Annotated in this window: 16 protein-coding genes and 1 pseudogene; 15 read left to right on the top strand and 2 right to left on the bottom strand. The window is 61.5% G+C overall.

Annotation, left to right across the window (positions count from 1 at the left end; genetic code table 11):
* The first annotated feature begins 19 nt into the window (after positions 1-19).
* The 3 genes from BLU63_RS01785 (at position 20) to BLU63_RS01775 (ending at position 2,485) form a co-directional block, all read left to right on the top strand.
* On the top strand, positions 20-643 hold the full coding sequence (locus tag BLU63_RS01785; RefSeq protein WP_083374758.1) for a glutathione S-transferase family protein: 624 nt from the start codon (positions 20-22) through the stop codon (positions 641-643).
* Positions 644-776: 133 nt separating this feature from the next.
* Positions 777-1,709: an ABC transporter ATP-binding protein gene (locus BLU63_RS01780; protein WP_010461902.1), complete on the top strand. Its 933-nt coding sequence runs from the start codon at positions 777-779 to the stop codon at positions 1,707-1,709.
* Positions 1,706-2,485: an ABC transporter permease gene (locus BLU63_RS01775; protein WP_010461900.1), complete on the top strand. Its 780-nt coding sequence runs from the start codon at positions 1,706-1,708 to the stop codon at positions 2,483-2,485. The genes BLU63_RS01780 and BLU63_RS01775 overlap by 4 nt, the downstream gene beginning before the upstream one ends.
* A 141-nt stretch (positions 2,486-2,626) precedes the next feature.
* Here the strand turns inward: BLU63_RS01775 and BLU63_RS01770 are convergent, their stop codons facing one another.
* Entirely contained in the window at positions 2,627-3,145 is a 519-nt protein-coding gene (locus BLU63_RS01770; RefSeq protein WP_010461897.1) for a DUF2062 domain-containing protein, read from the bottom strand.
* A gap of 135 nt (positions 3,146-3,280) precedes the next feature.
* On the opposite strand from BLU63_RS01770, the pseudogene BLU63_RS01765 reads away from it, so the two are divergent.
* From BLU63_RS01765 to BLU63_RS01710, 12 genes and pseudogenes are all read left to right on the top strand, one after another.
* A pseudogene (locus tag BLU63_RS01765) lies at positions 3,281-5,513 on the top strand (DNA internalization-related competence protein ComEC/Rec2).
* Positions 5,514-5,611: 98 nt separating this feature from the next.
* A complete protein-coding gene (locus BLU63_RS01760; RefSeq protein ID WP_010461893.1) occupies positions 5,612-6,247 on the top strand; it encodes a MotA/TolQ/ExbB proton channel family protein in 636 nt (211 codons plus the stop codon).
* A complete protein-coding gene (locus BLU63_RS01755) occupies positions 6,244-6,675 on the top strand; it encodes an ExbD/TolR family protein (protein ID WP_010461891.1) in 432 nt (143 codons plus the stop codon). The genes BLU63_RS01760 and BLU63_RS01755 overlap by 4 nt, the downstream gene beginning before the upstream one ends.
* A complete protein-coding gene (lpxK, locus tag BLU63_RS01750) occupies positions 6,675-7,685 on the top strand; it encodes a tetraacyldisaccharide 4'-kinase (RefSeq protein WP_010461890.1) in 1,011 nt (336 codons plus the stop codon). The genes BLU63_RS01755 and lpxK overlap by 1 nt, the downstream gene beginning before the upstream one ends.
* A 25-nt stretch (positions 7,686-7,710) precedes the next feature.
* The gene (locus BLU63_RS01745; RefSeq protein ID WP_010461887.1) at positions 7,711-7,896 is read left to right on the top strand and encodes a Trm112 family protein; all 186 of its coding nucleotides are present in this window, start codon (positions 7,711-7,713) and stop codon (positions 7,894-7,896) included.
* Complete coding sequence (gene kdsB / locus BLU63_RS01740) at positions 7,893-8,657, top strand: 3-deoxy-manno-octulosonate cytidylyltransferase (protein WP_077748004.1); 765 nt, start codon at positions 7,893-7,895, stop codon at positions 8,655-8,657. Before BLU63_RS01745 ends, kdsB begins: the two co-directional genes overlap by 4 nt.
* Positions 8,657-9,121: a low molecular weight protein-tyrosine-phosphatase gene (locus BLU63_RS01735; protein ID WP_010461884.1), complete on the top strand. Its 465-nt coding sequence runs from the start codon at positions 8,657-8,659 to the stop codon at positions 9,119-9,121. The genes kdsB and BLU63_RS01735 overlap by 1 nt, the downstream gene beginning before the upstream one ends.
* Entirely contained in the window at positions 9,118-10,137 is a 1,020-nt protein-coding gene (gene murB, locus BLU63_RS01730) for a UDP-N-acetylmuramate dehydrogenase (RefSeq protein WP_083374756.1), read from the top strand. The genes BLU63_RS01735 and murB overlap by 4 nt, the downstream gene beginning before the upstream one ends.
* Positions 10,138-10,382: 245 nt before the next feature.
* Entirely contained in the window at positions 10,383-10,853 is a 471-nt protein-coding gene (locus BLU63_RS01725; protein WP_010461879.1) for a (2Fe-2S)-binding protein, read from the top strand.
* A complete protein-coding gene (locus BLU63_RS01720) occupies positions 10,850-13,171 on the top strand; it encodes a xanthine dehydrogenase family protein molybdopterin-binding subunit (RefSeq protein ID WP_077748001.1) in 2,322 nt (773 codons plus the stop codon). Before BLU63_RS01725 ends, BLU63_RS01720 begins: the two co-directional genes overlap by 4 nt.
* Positions 13,171-14,154 carry an XdhC family protein gene (locus tag BLU63_RS01715; RefSeq protein ID WP_010461876.1) on the top strand — a complete coding sequence of 328 codons (984 nt, stop codon included), beginning with the start codon at positions 13,171-13,173 and terminating at the stop codon, positions 14,152-14,154. Before BLU63_RS01720 ends, BLU63_RS01715 begins: the two co-directional genes overlap by 1 nt.
* A complete protein-coding gene (locus tag BLU63_RS01710) occupies positions 14,151-14,741 on the top strand; it encodes a nucleotidyltransferase family protein (protein ID WP_083374755.1) in 591 nt (196 codons plus the stop codon). The genes BLU63_RS01715 and BLU63_RS01710 overlap by 4 nt, the downstream gene beginning before the upstream one ends.
* Positions 14,742-14,849: 108 nt before the next feature.
* On the opposite strand, the gene rne is transcribed toward BLU63_RS01710, so the two are convergent.
* On the bottom strand, positions 14,850-18,062 hold the full coding sequence (gene rne / locus BLU63_RS01705) for a ribonuclease E (RefSeq protein WP_083374754.1): 3,213 nt from the start codon (positions 18,060-18,062) through the stop codon (positions 14,850-14,852).
* Positions 18,063-18,428 lie beyond the last annotated feature (366 nt).

Raw genomic sequence — 18,428 nt, 5'->3', positions numbered from 1 at the left:
CATCCATAAAGAGGCGGTCATGCTGAAGATCTGGGGTCGGAAAAATTCGTCGAATGTCAGAAAGCCATTGTGGGCCGCCGAGGAGTTGGGCCTGGCCTATGAAGCCATCGATGCGGGTGGCGCCTTCGGTGTAGTCGATACGCCGCAGTATCGTGCGATGAATCCCAACGGTCGCGTGCCGGTGATCGAAGATGACGGCTTCGTGCTCTGGGAATCGAACGCCATCGTGCGCTACCTGATGGCTCAGCACGCCAACGGCACGGCCTGGTACCCGACGGATCTGAAGGCTCGCGCCGCTGCCGACAAGTGGATGGACTGGACCACCTCCAGTTTTGCCGGCCCGTTCCGCACGGTGTTCTGGGGCGTGTTACGCACACCTGAAGACAAGCAGGACTGGACCGCCATCAACGCCGCAATCAAGGAGTGCGATGATCTGTTGGCGATGGCGAACCAGGCGTTGGCGGCCGCGCCGTATCTGTCCGGCGACGAAATCGGCATGGGCGACATTCCCCTTGGCAGTTTCATTTATGCCTGGTTCGAGATGCCGATCGAGCGTGCACCGCAGCCGCATCTTGAAGCCTGGTATGCACGACTGAAACAGCGTCCGGCGTATAAAAAAGCCGTTATGACCGCGTTGACTTAATACTCACTATCGACACACTTGACTGTACTTGTTTGGCGGCGACAAGCACCATTGCGCTCGTGCGCCGCGGTTGCATTGCTCGCCGCCCGCCCATAGTTATCCCTTTCTTCCCTTCTTGGTGCGTAAATCCGATATGAGTTCCGCTCTGTCCATCCGGCAGCTAACCAAAACCTACGGCAACGGTTTCCAGGCCCTGAGTGGTATCGATCTGGACGTCGCCGAAGGTGACTTTTTCGCCTTGCTCGGCCCTAACGGTGCCGGCAAATCCACGACCATCGGCATTCTCTCGACCCTGGTGAACAAGACCAGCGGCACGGTGAATATCTTCGGTCACGACCTGGACAAGGAGCCGGCAGCGCTCAAGCGTTGCATCGGCGTGGTGCCCCAGGAATTCAACTTCAACCAGTTCGAAAAAACCTTCGACATCGTCGTGACCCAGGCCGGTTACTACGGCATCCCGCCGAAGATCGCCAAGGAACGCGCCGAGCAGTATCTGACCCAGCTCGGGCTGTGGGACAAACGCGATGTGCCATCGCGTTCGCTGTCCGGTGGCATGAAGCGTCGCCTGATGATCGCCCGCGCACTGGTTCACGAACCGCGCCTGCTGATCCTCGATGAACCGACCGCGGGTGTGGACATCGAACTGCGTCGCTCGATGTGGACCTTTCTCACCGAGCTGAACCAGAAAGGCATCACCATCATCCTCACCACTCATTACCTGGAAGAGGCTGAGCAGTTGTGCCGCAACATCGGCATCATCGACCACGGCACGATTGTCGAGAACACCAGCATGAAACAGCTGCTCGGCCAGCTGCATGTGGAGACCTTTCTGCTTGATCTCAAGAACACGCTGAACGTCGCGCCGCAGTTGCTCGGTTATCCGACCAAGCTGCTCGACAGCCACACACTCGAAGTCCAGGTCGACAAGGCCATGGGCATCACCGCGCTGTTCACCCAGTTGGCGCAGCAGAACATCGAAGTGCTGAGCCTGCGTAACAAAACCAATCGCCTCGAGGAGTTGTTCGTGTCCCTGGTGGAGAAAAATCTGTCGAAGGTGGCGGTATGAGTTCCGAGCTGCAACCCAACCTCGTTGCCCTCAACACCATCGTTTACCGCGAGGTGAAGCGCTTTACCCGGATCTGGCCGCAGACCCTGCTGCCGCCGGCCATCACCATGGTCCTGTACTTCGTGATCTTCGGTAACCTGATCGGTCGACAGATTGGTGATATGGGTGGCTTCACCTATATGGAATACATCGTGCCGGGCCTGATCATGATGTCGGTGATCACCAACTCCTACGGCAACGTGGTGTCGAGTTTCTTCGGCAGCAAGTTCCAGCGCTCCATCGAAGAATTGATGGTGTCGCCGGTATCGCCGCATACGATTCTGATTGGCTACACCCTGGGCGGCGTGCTGCGGGGCTTGATGGTCGGGCTGATCGTGACGCTGTTGTCGCTGTTCTTCACCGAATTGCAGGTGCATCACCTGGGCGTGACCATTCTGGTGGTGGTGCTGACGGCGACGATCTTCTCGCTGCTGGGCTTCATCAACGCCGTATTTGCACGTAACTTCGATGATATTTCGATCATCCCGACCTTCGTGCTGACACCCCTGACATACCTGGGCGGGGTGTTCTACTCGATCAGCTTGCTGCCGCCGTTCTGGCAGACCGTGTCCCTGGCCAACCCGGTGCTGCACATGGTCAACGCCTTCCGTTACGGCATTCTTGGCGTTTCGGACATCAGGATCAGCGTGGCGATTACTTTCATGTTGGTGGCGACCGTCGTTCTATACATCGGTTGTGCGCGGCTGCTGGTCAGTGGGCGCGGGATGCGTACCTGAGAAAGGCCGCGTCGCCTGCTTCGCGGGCAAGCCTCGCTCCTACAGGTCTGATGGTGAACTGTAGGAGCGAGGCTTGCCCGCGAAGGCGTCAGCTCAAACACCATAAAAAAACGGCCTCCAACAATGGAGGCCGTTTTGCATTTACTGCATCCGGTTTCTCTTGCGCCGCTTCCACTGCCGCCCAACCCACCAGCGCCAATACATCATCACCAGGCAATAGGCGAGGGCGCCCAGCACCAGTCCCGTCACCACTGAACCCAGCAAAAACGGCTGCCACAAGGTGGAAAGCTCGCCACTGATCCATTCCCAGGTCAGCTCGTCCGGCAAATGCCTGGCCGGCACGTCCATTAACCACGCTCCCGTCTGATAGGTGCAGAAGAACACCGCTGGCATGGTAATCGGGTTGGTCAGCCAGACCAGGCTGACGGCAATGGGCATGTTGCCCCGCACTACGATCGCCAGAATGGCAGCGACCAGCATCTGCAACGGAATGGGCAGGAAGGCCGCGAACAGGCCCACCGCCATGGCCCGTGCGACGGAATGACGATTGAGGTGCCAGAGGTTCGGGTCATGCAGCAGGGTGCCGAGAAAGCGTAAGGATTTGTGTTCCCTGATGCTGGTCGGGTCTGGCATGTAACGTTTGAATAAGCGCCGGGGCATAAGGCTTCTCGGTCGGTTAAGGCGGCAAGTATGTCTGGATTCTATGAACCGCCCATTCAGACTTTGTGACAATTAATAACCGTGTGCGTGCAGTCGGGCAGCTATGCCTAGGGTGGGACTCTCAAGGACGGGCGTATGCGCACAGGGATGATGGCGCTGGCGTTGGGTTTGCTGGCCCTGCGTTTTTTACCGGTTTTACCGCCGGTCTGGTTATGGATGTTGCTGCCGGTCGTGGGTTTGATGCTGTTGCCGTTTCGGACTCACCCGTTGGCGTTTTTTCTGTTCGGCTTCAGTTGGGCGTGCGCGAGTGCGCAGTGGGCGCTGGATGATCGCCTGTCGCTGAAGCTCGATGGCGAGACTCGTTGGGTCGAAGGTCGGGTGACGGGCCTGCCGCAGAATGCCGAAGGGGTGGTGCGCTTCGAGTTGACCGACAGTCAGTCCCGAAGCACCCGGCTGCCCCGGCATCTGCGCCTCGCCTGGTATGACGGACCGCCCGTCAACAGCGGCGAACGGTGGCGGCTGGCGGTCAAGTTGAAGCGTCCTGCCGGGCTGCTCAATCCGCATGCCTTTGACTACGACGCCTGGTTGCTGGCACAACGCATCGGCGCTACCGGTACGGTCAAGGATGGCCATAGGCTGGCCGCCGCCCAATGGGCCTGGCGTGACAGCATTCGGCAGCAATTGCAGGTCGTCGATGCCCAAGGCCGGACGGGGGCGCTGATCGCATTGGTGTTGGGCGACGGCGGCGGGCTGAGTCGCGAGGACTGGCAAGTGCTGCAAGACACCGGCACCGTGCATCTGCTGGTGATTTCCGGGCAGCACATCGGGTTGCTGGCGGGGCTGGTGTATCTGCTGATCGCCGGGCTGGCGCGCTATGGTCTGTGGCCGAGCCGTTTGCCCTGGCTGCCATGGGCCTGCGGACTGGCGTTTGCCGCTGCGCTGGGTTACGGGTTGCTGGCCGGTTTTGAGGTGCCGGTGCGCCGGGCCTGCGTGATGATCGGTCTGGTGTTGTTGTGGCGGCTAAGGTTTCGGCACCTTGGCGCCTGGTGGCCGCTTTTGCTGGCGCTCAATGGCGTTTTACTGCTCGACCCGCTGGCGAGCCTGCAACCGGGGTTCTGGTTGTCCTTCGCAGCGGTGGCGGTGTTGATCTTCACTTTCGGTGGGCGTCTGGGGCCGTGGCGTTGGTGGCAAACGTGGACCCGTGCGCAATGGCTGATCGCGATCGGACTGTGCCCATTGCTATTGATACTTGGCTTGCCGATCAGCGTCAGCGGACCAGTGGCCAATTTGCTGGCGGTGCCCTGGGTCAGTCTGGTGGTATTGCCGCCAGCCTTGCTCGGGACGTTGTTACTGCCCGTCCCTTATGTGGGCGAGGGGTTGCTGTGGCTGGCGGGCGGTCTGGTCGACCTGTTGTTCAAGGGGCTGGCCTTGATGGCAGGGCGATTCCCCGCCTGGGTGCCGGTCGCGGTGCCGGTGTGGATTTGGGCGCTCGGTACGCTGGGGGCCTTTCTTCTATTACTGCCTAAAGGGGTGCCGTTGCGCCCGTTGGGTTGGCCGCTGCTGCTGTTGCTGGTTTTTCCACCTCGCCCGATGCTTGCCGAAGGCGTCGCCGAAGTCTGGCAACTGGACGTCGGCCAGGGCCTGGCCATCCTGGTGCGCACCCGCCATCACACCTTGTTGTATGACGCCGGGCCGCGTTTTGGCGATTTCGACCTCGGCGAGCGGGTGGTGCTGCCGTCATTGCGCAAACTGGGCGTGTCCGGGATCGACCTGATGCTGCTCAGTCACGCCGACGCCGATCACGCCGGCGGTGCACGTGCGGTTGCCAACGGATTGCCGGTGGCGCGGGTCCTGAGCGGTGATCCCGAGGCGCTGCCAGCCGAATTGCGCGCCGAAGGCTGTGAAAGCGGCCGGCAATGGACCTGGGACGGTGTGGACTTCCGTCTCTGGCAATGGATATCCGCCGCCGACAGCAATCAAAAATCCTGTGTCTTGCAGATCGAAGCCAGTGGCGAGCGATTGCTGCTGACCGGTGATATTGATGCGGCAGCCGAGCGGGCATTGCTCGACAGTCCGCTTGCCGTGCCGACCGATTGGCTGCAATCGCCTCACCACGGCAGTCGCAGTTCCTCTTCGATGGCGCTGCTCGCCGCGTTGCAACCCAGGGCTGTGCTGATTTCCCGGGGCCAGGGCAATTCCTTTGGCCACCCGCATCCCACCGTCATGGCGCTATCAAAAACGAGGCATGGCGATCTACGACAGCGCCACCCACGGCGCCATTCGTCTGCAACTGGGACGGTTCAAGCCGCCATGGACGATGCGTCTGGATCGGCGTTTCTGGCGCGATCCGCCACCGTTGGGCCCATAACCGCCAGTTATGAAAGCCCGACCGGATGCGACATCACGGTCTTCGGTGCATCCGGCCCCTATGTTAGAGTGGCGCACTTTTTCGAGGGGGCTGTCACTGTGTGGGAATTGGTCAAATCCGGCGGCTGGATGATGCTGCCGATCATTCTGAGTTCCATCGCGGCAATGGCGATCGTCGCCGAGCGTCTCTGGACCCTGCGAGCCAGCCGTGTGACCCCTGAGCATTTGCTCGGGCAGGTCTGGGTGTGGATCAAGGACAAACAGCTCAATAAAGAAAAACTCAAGGAACTGCGCGCCAACTCACCGTTGGGCGAGATCCTGGCGGCGGGCCTTGCCAACTCCAAACATGGTCGCGAGATCATGAAAGAGTGCATCGAAGAGGCCGCCGCACGGGTGGTTCATGAACTCGAACGCTATATCAATGCGCTGGGCACCATCGCCGCCATGGCCCCATTGCTGGGCCTGTTGGGTACGGTGCTGGGCATGATCGACATTTTCAGCGCGTTCATGGGCACGGGCATGGGCACCAATGCCGCGGTGCTGGCGGGCGGTATCTCCAAGGCGCTGATCACTACGGCCGCTGGCCTGATGGTCGGTATCCCGGCAGTATTCTTTCACCGATTCCTGCAACGCCGGATCGATGAACTGGTGGTGGGCATGGAGCAGGAAGCGATCAAACTGGTCGAAGTGGTTCAGGGCGACCGTGATGTGGACCTGGCCGAGGGCAAAGCGTGAAATTCCGCCGCAAACCGCGGGAAACGGTCGACATCAACCTCGCGTCGCTGATCGACGTGGTGTTTATCTTGCTGCTGTTTTTCGTGGTCACCACTACGTTTACCCGTGAAACCCAGTTGCGCGTCGATCTGCCGGAAGCGGTCAGCGGTTCGCCTGCCGAAGACCAGCAGGTCAAGCACCTGGACGTTGCCATCAGTGCCGAAGGCGCGTTCTCGGTGAACAATCAGCTATTGCCGAAGAACGACCTCGCGACGCTGATGGAGGCGCTGCAGAAAGAATCCAATGGCGACACCAACCTGCCGCTGTCCATCAGCGCGGATGGCAAGACTCAGCATCAGTCGGTCATCACCGCCATGGACGCCGCCGGCAAGCTGGGTTTCAGCCACTTGCGCATGACCACGGTCGAAGCGGCACCGCCCGCGCCCTGATGGCCATGTCCGATCGCTTGCTCGCCGCGTGGTACCAAGGTCATCCGGCCCTGAAACTGTTGCAGCCACTGGAGTGGCTGTACCGGCGCATCGTCATGAACAAGCGCAAGCGCTTTCTGGCGGGCGAGGGCGAGATCTATCAGCCGCCCGTGCCGCTGATCGTGGTCGGCAATATCACCGTCGGTGGCACTGGCAAGACACCGCTGATTCTGTGGATGATCCAGCATTGCCAGCGCAGTGGTTTGCGGGTCGGCGTGGTCAGCCGGGGTTACGGCGCCAAACCGCCGCAATTGCCGTGGCGCGTCGAGGCCGATCAGAGCGCGGACATCGCCGGCGACGAACCGCTGTTGATCGTCCAGCGCACGGGCGTGCCATTGATGATCGACCCGGATCGCAGCAGCGCCGTCAAAGCGCTGCTGGCGAGTGAGCCGCTGGATCTGATCCTCTCCGATGACGGCATGCAGCATTACCGGCTGGCCCGGGACCTGGAACTGGTGTTGATCGACGCCGCCCGCGGCCTGGGCAACAAACGCTGCCTGCCGGCCGGTCCCTTGCGTGAACCGGTCGAACGCCTTCAGAGCGTCGATGCCGTGCTGTACAACGGCGCCGCCAATGATCGCGAAAACGGTTTTGCCTTCCAGCTGCAACCTACCGAACTGGTTAACCTGCAAAGCGGTGAGCGTCGCCCCCTCGACTACTTCCCCGCAGGTCAGGCACTGCACGCCGTGGCCGGGATCGGCAATCCGCAGCGTTTCTTCACGACCCTCGAAACGCTACACTGGCAGCCAGTGCCGCATGCGTTTGCCGACCACGCCGAATACAGCGTTCAGGCCTTGAATTTCACGCCGTCATTGCCGTTGGTGATGACCGAAAAGGACGCGGTGAAGTGCCGTGCCTTCGCCGCCGCCGATTGGTGGTACCTGGCGGTCGATGCTGCACCATCGCCGGCTTTCGTGGCCTGGTTCGATACGCAGTTGATGCGCCTGTTGCCGGCTCGTCTTTTGCCTTAACTCCGTTTTTATCCAGGGAATGCTCATGGACACCAAATTGCTCGACATCCTCGCTTGCCCGGTCACCAAAGGCCCCCTCAAACTCAGCGCCGACAAGACCGAGCTGATCAGTAAGGGCGCCGGCCTGGCTTACCCGATTCGCGATGGCATCCCGGTGATGCTCGAAACCGAAGCCCGCACCCTGACCACCGACGAGCGCCTGGATAAATGACCACAGCCTTTACCGTTGTCATTCCATCGCGTTATGCCTCCACCCGTCTGCCGGGCAAACCGCTGCTGCTGATCGCCGGCAAGCCGATGATCCAGCACGTCTGGGAGCAGGCGAGCAAAAGCAGTGCCGAGCGTGTCGTGGTCGCCACTGACGACGTGCGCATTGTTGAGGCGTGCAAGGCGTTTGGCGCCGAAGTGGTGCTGACCCGCGAAGATCACAATTCCGGTACCGATCGCCTGGCCGAAGTCGCCGCGAAACTGGGCCTGGCCGCCGACGCCATCGTGGTCAACGTCCAGGGTGACGAACCGTTGATTCCGCCGAGTGTGATCGATCAGGTGGCTGCCAACCTGGCCGCCCACGCCGAAGCGCGCATGGCCACCCTGGCCGAGCCGATCGAAGACGTGGAAACCCTGTTCAATCCCAACGTGGTCAAGGTTGTCAGCGACCTTAATGGCTTGGCGCTGACCTTCAGTCGTGCCACGTTGCCGTGGGCCCGCGACGCGTTCGCCAAAAGCCGCGAGCAATTGCCGGAAGGCGTGCCGTACCGCCGCCACATCGGCATTTATGCCTACCGCGCCGGTTTCCTGCATGACTTCGTCAGCTGGGGCCCGTGCTGGCTGGAAAACACTGAATCCTTGGAACAGCTGCGTGCCCTGTGGCACGGCGTGCGGATTCACGTCGCTGACGCACTGATCGCACCGCCCACTGGCGTCGATACCGTCGAAGACCTCGAGCGCGTCCGTCGCCTGCTGGAGGCCTGATGCGCGTTCTGTTCGTGTGCCTGGGCAACATTTGTCGCTCCCCGACGGCCGAAGGCGTGCTGCGGCATAAATTGCGCGAAGCGGGGCTGGCCGATCACATCGAAGTCGCCTCCGCCGGCACCGGTGACTGGCACGTCGGCAAGGCGCCGGACAAACGCAGCCAGGCCGCCGCCAGGCTGCGCGGTTACGACCTGTCCGCCCAACGCGCCCAGCAAGTGACCCGCGCCGATTTTTCCGCCTACGACCTGATACTGGCGATGGACAACAGCAACCTGCGCCACCTCAAGGCCCTGCAACCGGCCAAGGGCAAAGCCGAGCTGGACCTGTTCCTGCGTCGCTACGAGTCAGAACTCGATGAAGTGCCGGATCCGTACTACGACGGGGACCAAGGCTTCGAGCAGGTGCTGGACCTGATCGAGCGCGCCAGTGATCGACTGGTGATCGAATTGAAGGGACGGTTATGAGTTTGCAGGTTCAACCCCGGGTTTCGCTCAAGCCGTTCAACACGTTTGGTGTCGACGTTCAGGCCCGGTTGTTCGCCGAGGCCCACAGCGACGCCGATGTGCGTGAAGCCCTGGCGTATGCGTCGGCCCATGATGTGCCGTTGCTGGTGATCGGTGGCGGCAGCAACTTGCTGCTGACCGCTAATGTCCAGGCGCTGGTGCTGCGCATGGCTACGCGCGGGATTCGGATCCTGAGCGATAATGGCAGCAAGGTCGTGATCGAAGCCGAGGCGGGCGAGCCTTGGCATCCGTTCGTGCAGCACACCCTGGCGCAGGGGTTGTCGGGGCTGGAGAACCTCAGCCTGATTCCCGGCACCGTGGGTGCGGCGCCGATGCAGAACATCGGTGCCTATGGCGTCGAGATCAAGGACGTCTTCGCCGGCCTGACCGCGCTGGATCGCCAGACCGGCGAGCTGCGGGATTTTTCCCTGAAAGAATGCAACTTCGCCTACCGTGACAGCCTGTTCAAACAGGAACCGGGGCGTTGGTTGATCCTGCGCGTGCGTTTCACCCTAAACCGCGCCGCGCACCTGCACCTGGAATACGGCCCGGTTCGCCAGCGCCTGACCGAGCAAGGCATCGATCAGCCGACTGCCACCGACGTCAGCCAGGCGATCTGCAGTATTCGTAATGAAAAGCTCCCGGACCCGGCAGTACTCGGCAATGCCGGCAGCTTCTTCAAGAACCCTCTGGTGCCGACCGCGCTGGTCGCGCAGCTGAAAAGCCAATACCCGGACCTGGTGGCCTACGCGCAACCCGATGGGCAGATGAAACTGGCGGCGGGCTGGTTGATCGAGCGGGCCGGCTGGAAAGGCTTTCGCGATGGCGATGCCGGCGTGCATAAGTTGCAGGCGTTGGTGCTGGTCAACTATGGCAGCGCCACCGGCCTGCAATTGCTGCACCTGGCGCAGCAGATTCAGAAAGACATTTCCCAGCGTTTCAACGTCGACCTGGAAATGGAGCCGAATCAGTATTGAGGCTACGCTTTAATGGCTGATCTCAAAGCCCTGCACACCTTCAACTGTGCAGGGCTTTTTTGTTAATGCTGGGTTAACTTAGCCACCTAACGATGCAAGCATTTGCTCCACCAAAGGCCCGATGCAGACGTTTCCGTCCGCGTAAGAGAGCCTCTTAGCCTGAGCCGATCTGCATGATGCCAACCGCCAAGTCTCGGCGGCAGATTGCTCGACCCCATAACCTCCAGAAATATGCGGGCGTGCCCATGATTACCCTGAAGCTCAATGGTCAAGACCATCAACTCGACGTCACCGAGGATATGCCGCTGCTCTGGGCAATCCGCGACGTGGCCGGTTACAACGGCACCAAATTTGGCTGCGGCATGGGCCTGTGTGGTGCCTGCACCATTCATATCGAAGGCGCTCCGGCGCGCAGTTGCATCACGCCGATCGGTTCAGTGGTCGGCCAGAACGTCACCACCATCGATAACCTGCACGTCGACCCGGTCGGGCAAGTCGTGCAGCAAGCCTGGCTCGACAGCGCCGTGGCTCAGTGCGGTTTCTGCCAGGGCGGGCAGATCATGTCAGCGACGGCGTTGCTCAAGACCAACCCGAACCCTAGCGACGCACAGATCGAAGAGGCGATGGTCGGCAATATTTGCCGTTGCGGCACCTATAACCGGATCAAGACCGCCATCCGCCAGGCATCCACTCACCTGAAGGAGGCCAAGGCATGAGCCAGTTACCGAATGATTTTGCGCTGAGCAACCTCAGCCGCCGTGGCTTCCTTAAAGGCGTCGGTGCGACCAGTGCGTTAGTTCTGGTAGCAAGCTGGGGCTGGCAAGATGCGTTCGCCGAAGAAAAAGAGAAAAAATTCGGCGCCGACGGCATGCCCAATGGCTGGATCGATGATCCCAAGGTTTACATCAGCATTGCCGCTGACGGCATGGTGACCGTGGTCTGCAACCGTTCGGAAATGGGCCAGGGTGTGCGCACCAGCCTGACCATGGTAGTGGCCGATGAACTGGACGCCGACTGGGCCATGATGAAAGTGCAGCAAGCGCCGGGTGACGAGGTTCGCTTCGGTAACCAGGACACAGACGGTTCGCGCAGCATGCGTCACTGGTACGAGCCGATGCGTCGTTGCGGTGCCGCCGCGCGAACCATGCTGGAACAAGCGGCGGCTGAGCAGTGGAAAGTGCCGGTCAGCGAGTGCCATGCGCAGCTGCATAAAGTGGTGCACCAACCGAGCGGTCGTGAACTGGGCTACGGCGCTCTGGCCGCCGCTGCGGGTGCGCTGGCAGTGCCGGCCCGTGACAGCCTGCGGCTCAAGCAACCGTCGGAGTTTCGCTACATCGGCAAGGAAGGCACCAAGGCGATCGACGGTGCCGACATCGTCAACGGCCGCGCCATTTACGGGGCCGATGTGCATTTCGACGGCATGCTCTACGCCGTGATTGCGCGTCCGGCGGTTTATGGCGGCACGGTCAAATCCGTCGACTCCAGCGCGGCGATGAAAGTCCCGGGCGTGATCAAGGTCATTCAGATCGAAGGCCGTCCGCTGCCATCCGAGTTCCAGCCATTGGGTGGCGTGGCCGTGGTGGCCAGCAACACCTGGGCCGCGATCAAGGGCCGCGAAGCGCTGAAAATCGAGTGGGATGACGGCCCCAATGCCAGTTACGACTCGATCGCCTACCGCAAAGAACTGGAAGCCGCGTCCCTCAAGCCCGGCAAAGTGGTGCGCAATACCGGCAACATCGACGACGCCATGAAAGGCGCCAACAGCACCCTCGAAGCCTCGTATTACCTGCCGCACCTGGCGCAGGCGCCGATGGAACCGATGGTCGCCATCGCCCGCTTCAAAGACGGTGTGTGCGAGGCCTGGGCCCCGAGTCAGGCGCCACAGGTCACCCGGGAACGGATTGGCGAACGCCTTGGTATTCCGTTCGATAAGGTCACGTTCAATGTCACCTTGCTTGGCGGCGGTTTCGGTCGCAAGTCCAAGCCGGACTTCGTCATCGAAGCGGCGATCCTCGCCAAGGAATTCCCCGGTAAAGCGGTGCGGGTGCAATGGACCCGTGAAGACGACATCCACTGCTCCTACTTCCACACCGTGTCCGCCGAGTACCTGAAGGCCAGCCTGGACAAGGATGGGCTGCCCTCTGGCTGGTTGCACCGCACCGTGGCCCCGAGCATTACCGCGCTGTTCGCCCCGGGCATGAACCACGAGGCGGCTTTCGAGCTGGGCATGGGCTTTACCAACATGGCCTACGCCATCCCCAACGTGCGCCTGGAAAACCCCGAAGCAGCGATTCATACCCGGGTCGGCTGGTATCGCTCGGTGTCGAACATTCCCCACGGGTTTGCGATCCAGAGCTTTGTCGATGAGCTGGCGCACAAGGCCAAGCAGGATCCACTCAAGTACCAGATCAAACTGCTGGGCCCGGATCGTCAGATCGATCCGCGCACCTTGAGTGAAGAGTGGAACTACGGCGAATCCCCCGAGCGTTATCCGATCGACACCGGGCGGATGCGCACGGTACTGGAAACAGCCGCCAAGGCCGCCGGTTGGGGGCGCGAGCTGCCCAAGGGCCGAGGCCTGGGCCTGGCGGTGCATTACAGCTTCGTCAGCTATGTGGCGGCGGTGATCGAAGTCGAAGTCAAAGACGACGGCACGTTGATCGTGCACAAGGCCGACATCGCGGTGGATTGTGGTCCGCAGATCAACCCCGAACGGATTCGCGCTCAGTTCGAAGGCGCGTGCGTCATGGGCCTGGGCAATGCCGTGGTCGGGGAAATCAGCTTCAAGGACGGCAAGGTGCAGCAGGACAACTTCCACATGTACGAAGTGGCGCGCATGTCGCTGGCGCCGAAGGAAGTGGCGGTGCATCTGGTGACGCCTCCGGGCAATGTGCCGTTGGGCGGAGTCGGTGAGCCAGGCGTACCGCCGATTGCGCCTGCGCTATGCAACGCGATCTTCGCTGCCACTGGCCAGCGTATCCGCAACTTGCCGGTTCGCTTCCAGCTGCAAGGTTGGCAGAAGGCGCAGGCCTGATGGACAGCGCGGATCTGAACGTCCTGCGCAGCGTGCTGGAATGGCGTCGCGCCGGTCGGCGGGTGGTGTTGTACAGCGTGGTCCAGACCTGGGGCACTGCGCCCCGGGCGCCTGGCGCGATGCTGGCGTTGCGTGAAGATGGCGTGGTGATCGGCTCGGTGTCCGGCGGCTGTGTCGAGGATGATCTGATTGCCCGGCTGCACGATGGGCGGATTCCACCTGACGGGCCGCCGGTGCAATTGATCACCTACGGCGTCACCCGCGAGGAGGCCGCACGGTTTGGTTTGCCCTGCGGTGGCACCTTGCGCCTGACCGAGGAGCGGGTCGGCGATCCAGGTTGGGTCGCCGAGTTGCTGGAACGCTGCGAGGCCCATGAAATAGTGGCTCGTTCGCTGGATATTGCGACCGGTGAAGTGATTTTGCAGGCGGCGAACAAAAGCGATGTGCTGAGCTTTGACGGCCACACCCTGCGCGCCATCTACGGTCCGCGTTGGCGTCTATTGCTGATCGGTGCGGGGCAATTGTCCCGGTATGTCGCCGAAATGGCGCGACTGCTGGATTTCGAAGTGCTGATCTGCGATCCGCGCAGCGAGTTTGTCTACGGTTGGGAAGAGCAGCACGGCCGTTTCGTCTCGGGCATGCCGGATGAAGCGGTGCTGACCATCGAGACCGACGAACGCACGGCCATTGTCGCCCTGACCCATGATCCGCGCCTGGATGATATGGCGTTGCTGACCGCTCTGGATTCCAGGGCTTTTTATGTCGGCGCCCTCGGCTCGCGGGTCAACAGCCTGAAGCGGCGGGAAAACCTGGCTCAGCTAGGCTTGTCATCACAGGCCATCGAGCGGCTGCACGGCCCGATCGGTTTGCATATTGGCAGCCACAGTCCCGCGGAAATCGCCTTGTCGCTGCTGGCCGAGATCGTGGCGATCAAGAACGGCGTCGAACTTAAACAGAAGAAGCCGTTGCAGGAGGTTGTATGAGTGCACCCATCGGCGTCATCGTGCTGGCGGCGGGGCAGGGCAGACGCTTCAGGGAGGTGGCGGGAGCGGACAAGGACAAGCTGCTGGCCGACTGCACGGGGCGAGATGGCGCGGTTCGGTCGGTGATCGAGCACGTGCTGCTGAGTGTGCCAGCCAACCTTGGGAAGCGTGTGCTGGTGACGACCGAAGATCGCCCACAAGTGATGCGCATGGCTCAGGCGTACGGTTTCGAGAGTGTGGAGATCGGGCCTGCCGGGATGGGCGATAGCATTGCCGCCGGGGTGGCGGCGTGTCCAGAGCTCAGTGGCTGGTTGATTGTGCTGGGGGATATGCCGTTTATTTTACCGTCGAGTATCGAGCGGGTGGTGGCCGGGGTTGCGGAAGATTGCGTCAGCGTTCCGGTGCATGCGGGGAAGTACGGACACCCGGTTGGGTTCGGTCGCAGTTTTGGGCCGGGGTTGATGGCATTATCGGGTGATCATGGGGCCAAGCCGTTGTTTGCGCAGGGCAGGGTGGTTGAAGTGGCGGTGGATGATGCCGGGGTGTTGTGGGATGTGGATGTGCCTGCAGCATTAGTATTTTCCTGACATACCGATTTGCCCGCGAAGAACGATAACGCGGTTTACTTGCTTTATCTCAGATGTAAAAAAGCCCCGCCTGGATCACCAGGCGGGGCTTTTTAGTGGCCGATGGAATCAGACGAGGGGTTTAGGCTCGTGTTCTTTTTCCAGGGCTTGTTCGTGTTGCTCGACCGCTTCCTGTACGGAGCGCGGTGCTTCTTCGATGACCGATTCGGCAACAGGTGCCGCTTCGATCACTTCAGCCACAACCGGTGCAGGCTCGTCAGCGACAATCGCTTCAACCGGAGCAGCAGCGGCAGCCAGTTCGGCTTCCTTCTGCAGACGCTCTTCTTCACGCTTGCGACGACGCACTTCACGTGGATCGTTCGGTGCACGGCCGCTTGGCGTCAGGGCGCTGACTGGGGCGGCTTCGACGTGCGGTGCAGCCACTTCGGCAACGACCGGCGCTTCAACCACTGGAGCAGGCTCGGCGGCGACAACTACTGGCTCGGACACCATGGCTTCAGCAACCTGAGCTTCAGCAACCGGAGCAGGCGCTTCAACCGCAGCCGGCTCGGCAACCCAGTTGAACGCGGTTTGTTCTTCACGAACTTCGCGGACAGCTTCGGTTACGGTTTCGCTGGAGGTTTCGGCAGCTGGCTCGGCAGCAAACACTGGCTCGGGGGCCGCTTCAACTTCAGGCTGTGCTTCACGAACCGGCGCCACTTCGATTTCCGGAGCCGCAGTGGCTTCTACCGGAGTCGTTGCTTCCACCACTGGCGCTTCGACCGAAGCCGTTTCCAGGGTGGCGGCCGTTGCGCGTTCGGCTTGCTCGTTGGCTTGGGCTTCAGCAGGCGCGCTGATCACGGTGCTGGCAACGGCTGCGGTAACAGCCAGGCCGGCGGCCAGATCGGAAGTGCTTGGCGCTTCGTTGCTTTCGCCCGCTTCGCTGCCTTCGGCGGATTCGGATTCTTCCGAACCTTCGATCACGTTGCCGTTGGCATCGCGTTGACGCTCGCGACGGTTGCTGCGACGACGCTGGCCACGGGAGCGGCGGCGTGGACGATCGCCTTCGGCGCCTTCCTGACCGTCTTCCTGCAGTTGCTCTTCGTTGGTTACCAGTTCTTCTTCGGCAACCGCGGCAGCGGCTTGCTCGGCACGTGGCTGGCGTTCTTCACGCGGTGGGCGCGGAGCGCGTTCTTCACGTGGCTGGCGAGCTGGACGCTCTTCAGCGGTCGCAGCAGCGGCTGGAGCGGTGGCATCCAGAGGTTCGCGCAGTTCACGCACGCGCTCTTCACGCTCGCCACGTGGCTTGCGGTCTTCGCGAGGTGCGCGCGGTGCACGTTCTTCACGAGGGGCGCGTGGTGCGCGCTCTTCACGTGGAGCACGTTCTTCGCGGGCGACTACCGGGGTTTCTTCCCGGGCTTCGCGTGGTTGACGCTCTTCGCGTGGCTCACGTGGTGCGCGTTCTTCACGCGGTGCACGTTCCTCACGAGGCTTGCGCTCTTCATCGCGGCGACCGTTACGGTTGCGGCTCTGCTGACGACCGTTGCGACGCTCTTCGTTACGGGCCGGGCGCTCGGTGGTCGCTGGTTTTTCAACCACAACCGGAGCAGCAGGCTCTTCCTTGGTAGCAAACAGGCTGACCAGCGACTTCACCAGGCCTTTGAACAGGCTTGGCTCTGGCACGGCGATCGGTGCAGCAACAGGTGCGGCAGCGACGACTTCGGTCGGAACCGGAGCGTTGGCGCGGGCCGGCGCGGTCTTGACTGCGGCTTCCTGACGAACCAGGGTGCGGGTCGCGGCGGCTGGCTGGACTTCTTCGACTTCGGCAGCGGCTGCGGCGATTTCGTAGCTGGACTGGCCGACTGCGGCTTCCGGGCTGTCATCACGCAGACGCTGAACTTCGAAGTGCGGCGTTTCGAGGTGATCGTTCGGCAGAATGACGATGCGGGCACGGGTGCGCAGTTCGATCTTGGTGATCGAGTTGCGTTTTTCGTTGAGCAGGAAGGCTGCGACCGGAATCGGCACTTGGGCGCGAACTTCGGCGGTGCGGTCTTTCAGGGCTTCTTCTTCGATCAGGCGCAGGATCGCCAGGGACAGCGATTCAACGTCACGGATGATGCCGGTGCCGTTGCAACGCGGGCAAACGATGCCGCTGCTTTCGCCCAGGGATGGACGCAGGCGCTGACGGGACATTTCCAGCAGGCCGAAGCGCGAGATGCGACCGACTTGCACGCGAGCGCGGTCGGCTTCCAGGCATTCGCGGACTTTTTCTTCCACGGCGCGCTGGTTCTTGGCAGGGGTCATGTCGATGAAGTCGATGACGATCAGGCCGCCGATGTCGCGCAAGCGCAACTGACGGGCGATTTCTTCGGCGGCTTCAAGGTTGGTCTGCAGGGCGGTTTCTTCGATGTCGCTGCCTTTGGTGGCGCGTGCCGAGTTGATGTCGATGGACACCAGGGCTTCGGTCGGATCGATAACGATGGAGCCGCCGGAAGGCAGTTCAACGACGCGCTGGAAAGCGGTCTCGATCTGGCTTTCGATCTGGAAACGGTTGAACAGCGGAACGCTGTCTTCGTACAGCTTGATCTTGCTGGCGTACTGCGGCATCACCTGGCGAATGAAGGTCAGGGCTTCGTCCTGGGCTTCAACGCTGTCGATCAGCACTTCGCCGATGTCCTGGCGCAGGTAATCGCGGATGGCGCGGATGATCACGTTGCTTTCCTGATAGATCAGGAACGGCGCGGAGCGATCCAGCGAAGCTTCTTTGATGGCGGTCCAGAGTTGCAGCAGGTAGTCGAGGTCCCACTGCATTTCTTCGCTGCTGCGGCCCAGGCCGGCAGTACGAACGATCAGGCCCATGTCGGCTGGTGCAACCAGGCCGTTCAGGGCTTCACGCAGTTCGTTGCGCTCTTCACCTTCGATGCGACGGGAGATACCGCCGGCACGCGGGTTGTTCGGCATCAGCACCAGGTAACGACCGGCCAGGCTGATGAAGGTGGTCAGGGCAGCGCCCTTGTTGCCACGTTCTTCTTTTTCGACCTGAACGATGACTTCCTGGCCTTCGCTCAGGACGTCCTTGATGTTGACGCGGCCTTCAGGGGCTTTCTTGAAGTATTCGCGGGAGATTTCTTTGAGGGGCAGGAAGCCGTGGCGCTCAGAGCCGAAATCGACAAAGGCAGCCTCAAGGCTTGGTTCGATGCGAGTAATCCGGCCTTTATAGATGTTGGCCTTCTTCTGCTCGCGTGCACCGGATTCGATGTCCAGGTCGTAGAGGCGTTGGCCATCTACCAGTGCAACACGCAACTCTTCGGGTTGAGTTGCGTTAATCAGCATTCTTTTCATGTAGTACCGTCGGTTTCCGGGCTGCCGGAAACGGCGTTCGGCACACACGACTTCTCATGGTCGGTGTCAGGTGCGTCGGGAGTGGTTGGCCATTCCCGTGTCCAGCGATGTCTGGCCAATTGGGCCGTTATCGCGACTTACGCGTCCTGCTTGCTGTGGCTACTTAAGCACTCAGTCAGGAGGAGGAATCAACCAGCGGCTGTGGACGAGATGAAGCGTCTTGATAAAGCCTATTGCTACACAGTCCAGCGGTTGTGCATCTCCACCCTACACGTATCCCTGATAATTCGGGTGCTGCCGCGCGCAGAATCCGCAGCGGGTTGGCATTTACCGTGAGCTCCGAAGGGGGAGGTCACGCATCATGGC

It is taken from the genome of Pseudomonas mandelii (assembly GCF_900106065.1).
Lineage (GTDB): Bacteria > Pseudomonadota > Gammaproteobacteria > Pseudomonadales > Pseudomonadaceae > Aquipseudomonas > Aquipseudomonas mandelii.
The sequence above is the reverse complement of the archived record's forward strand: the minus strand, read 5'-3'. Positions and strand labels throughout refer to the sequence as shown.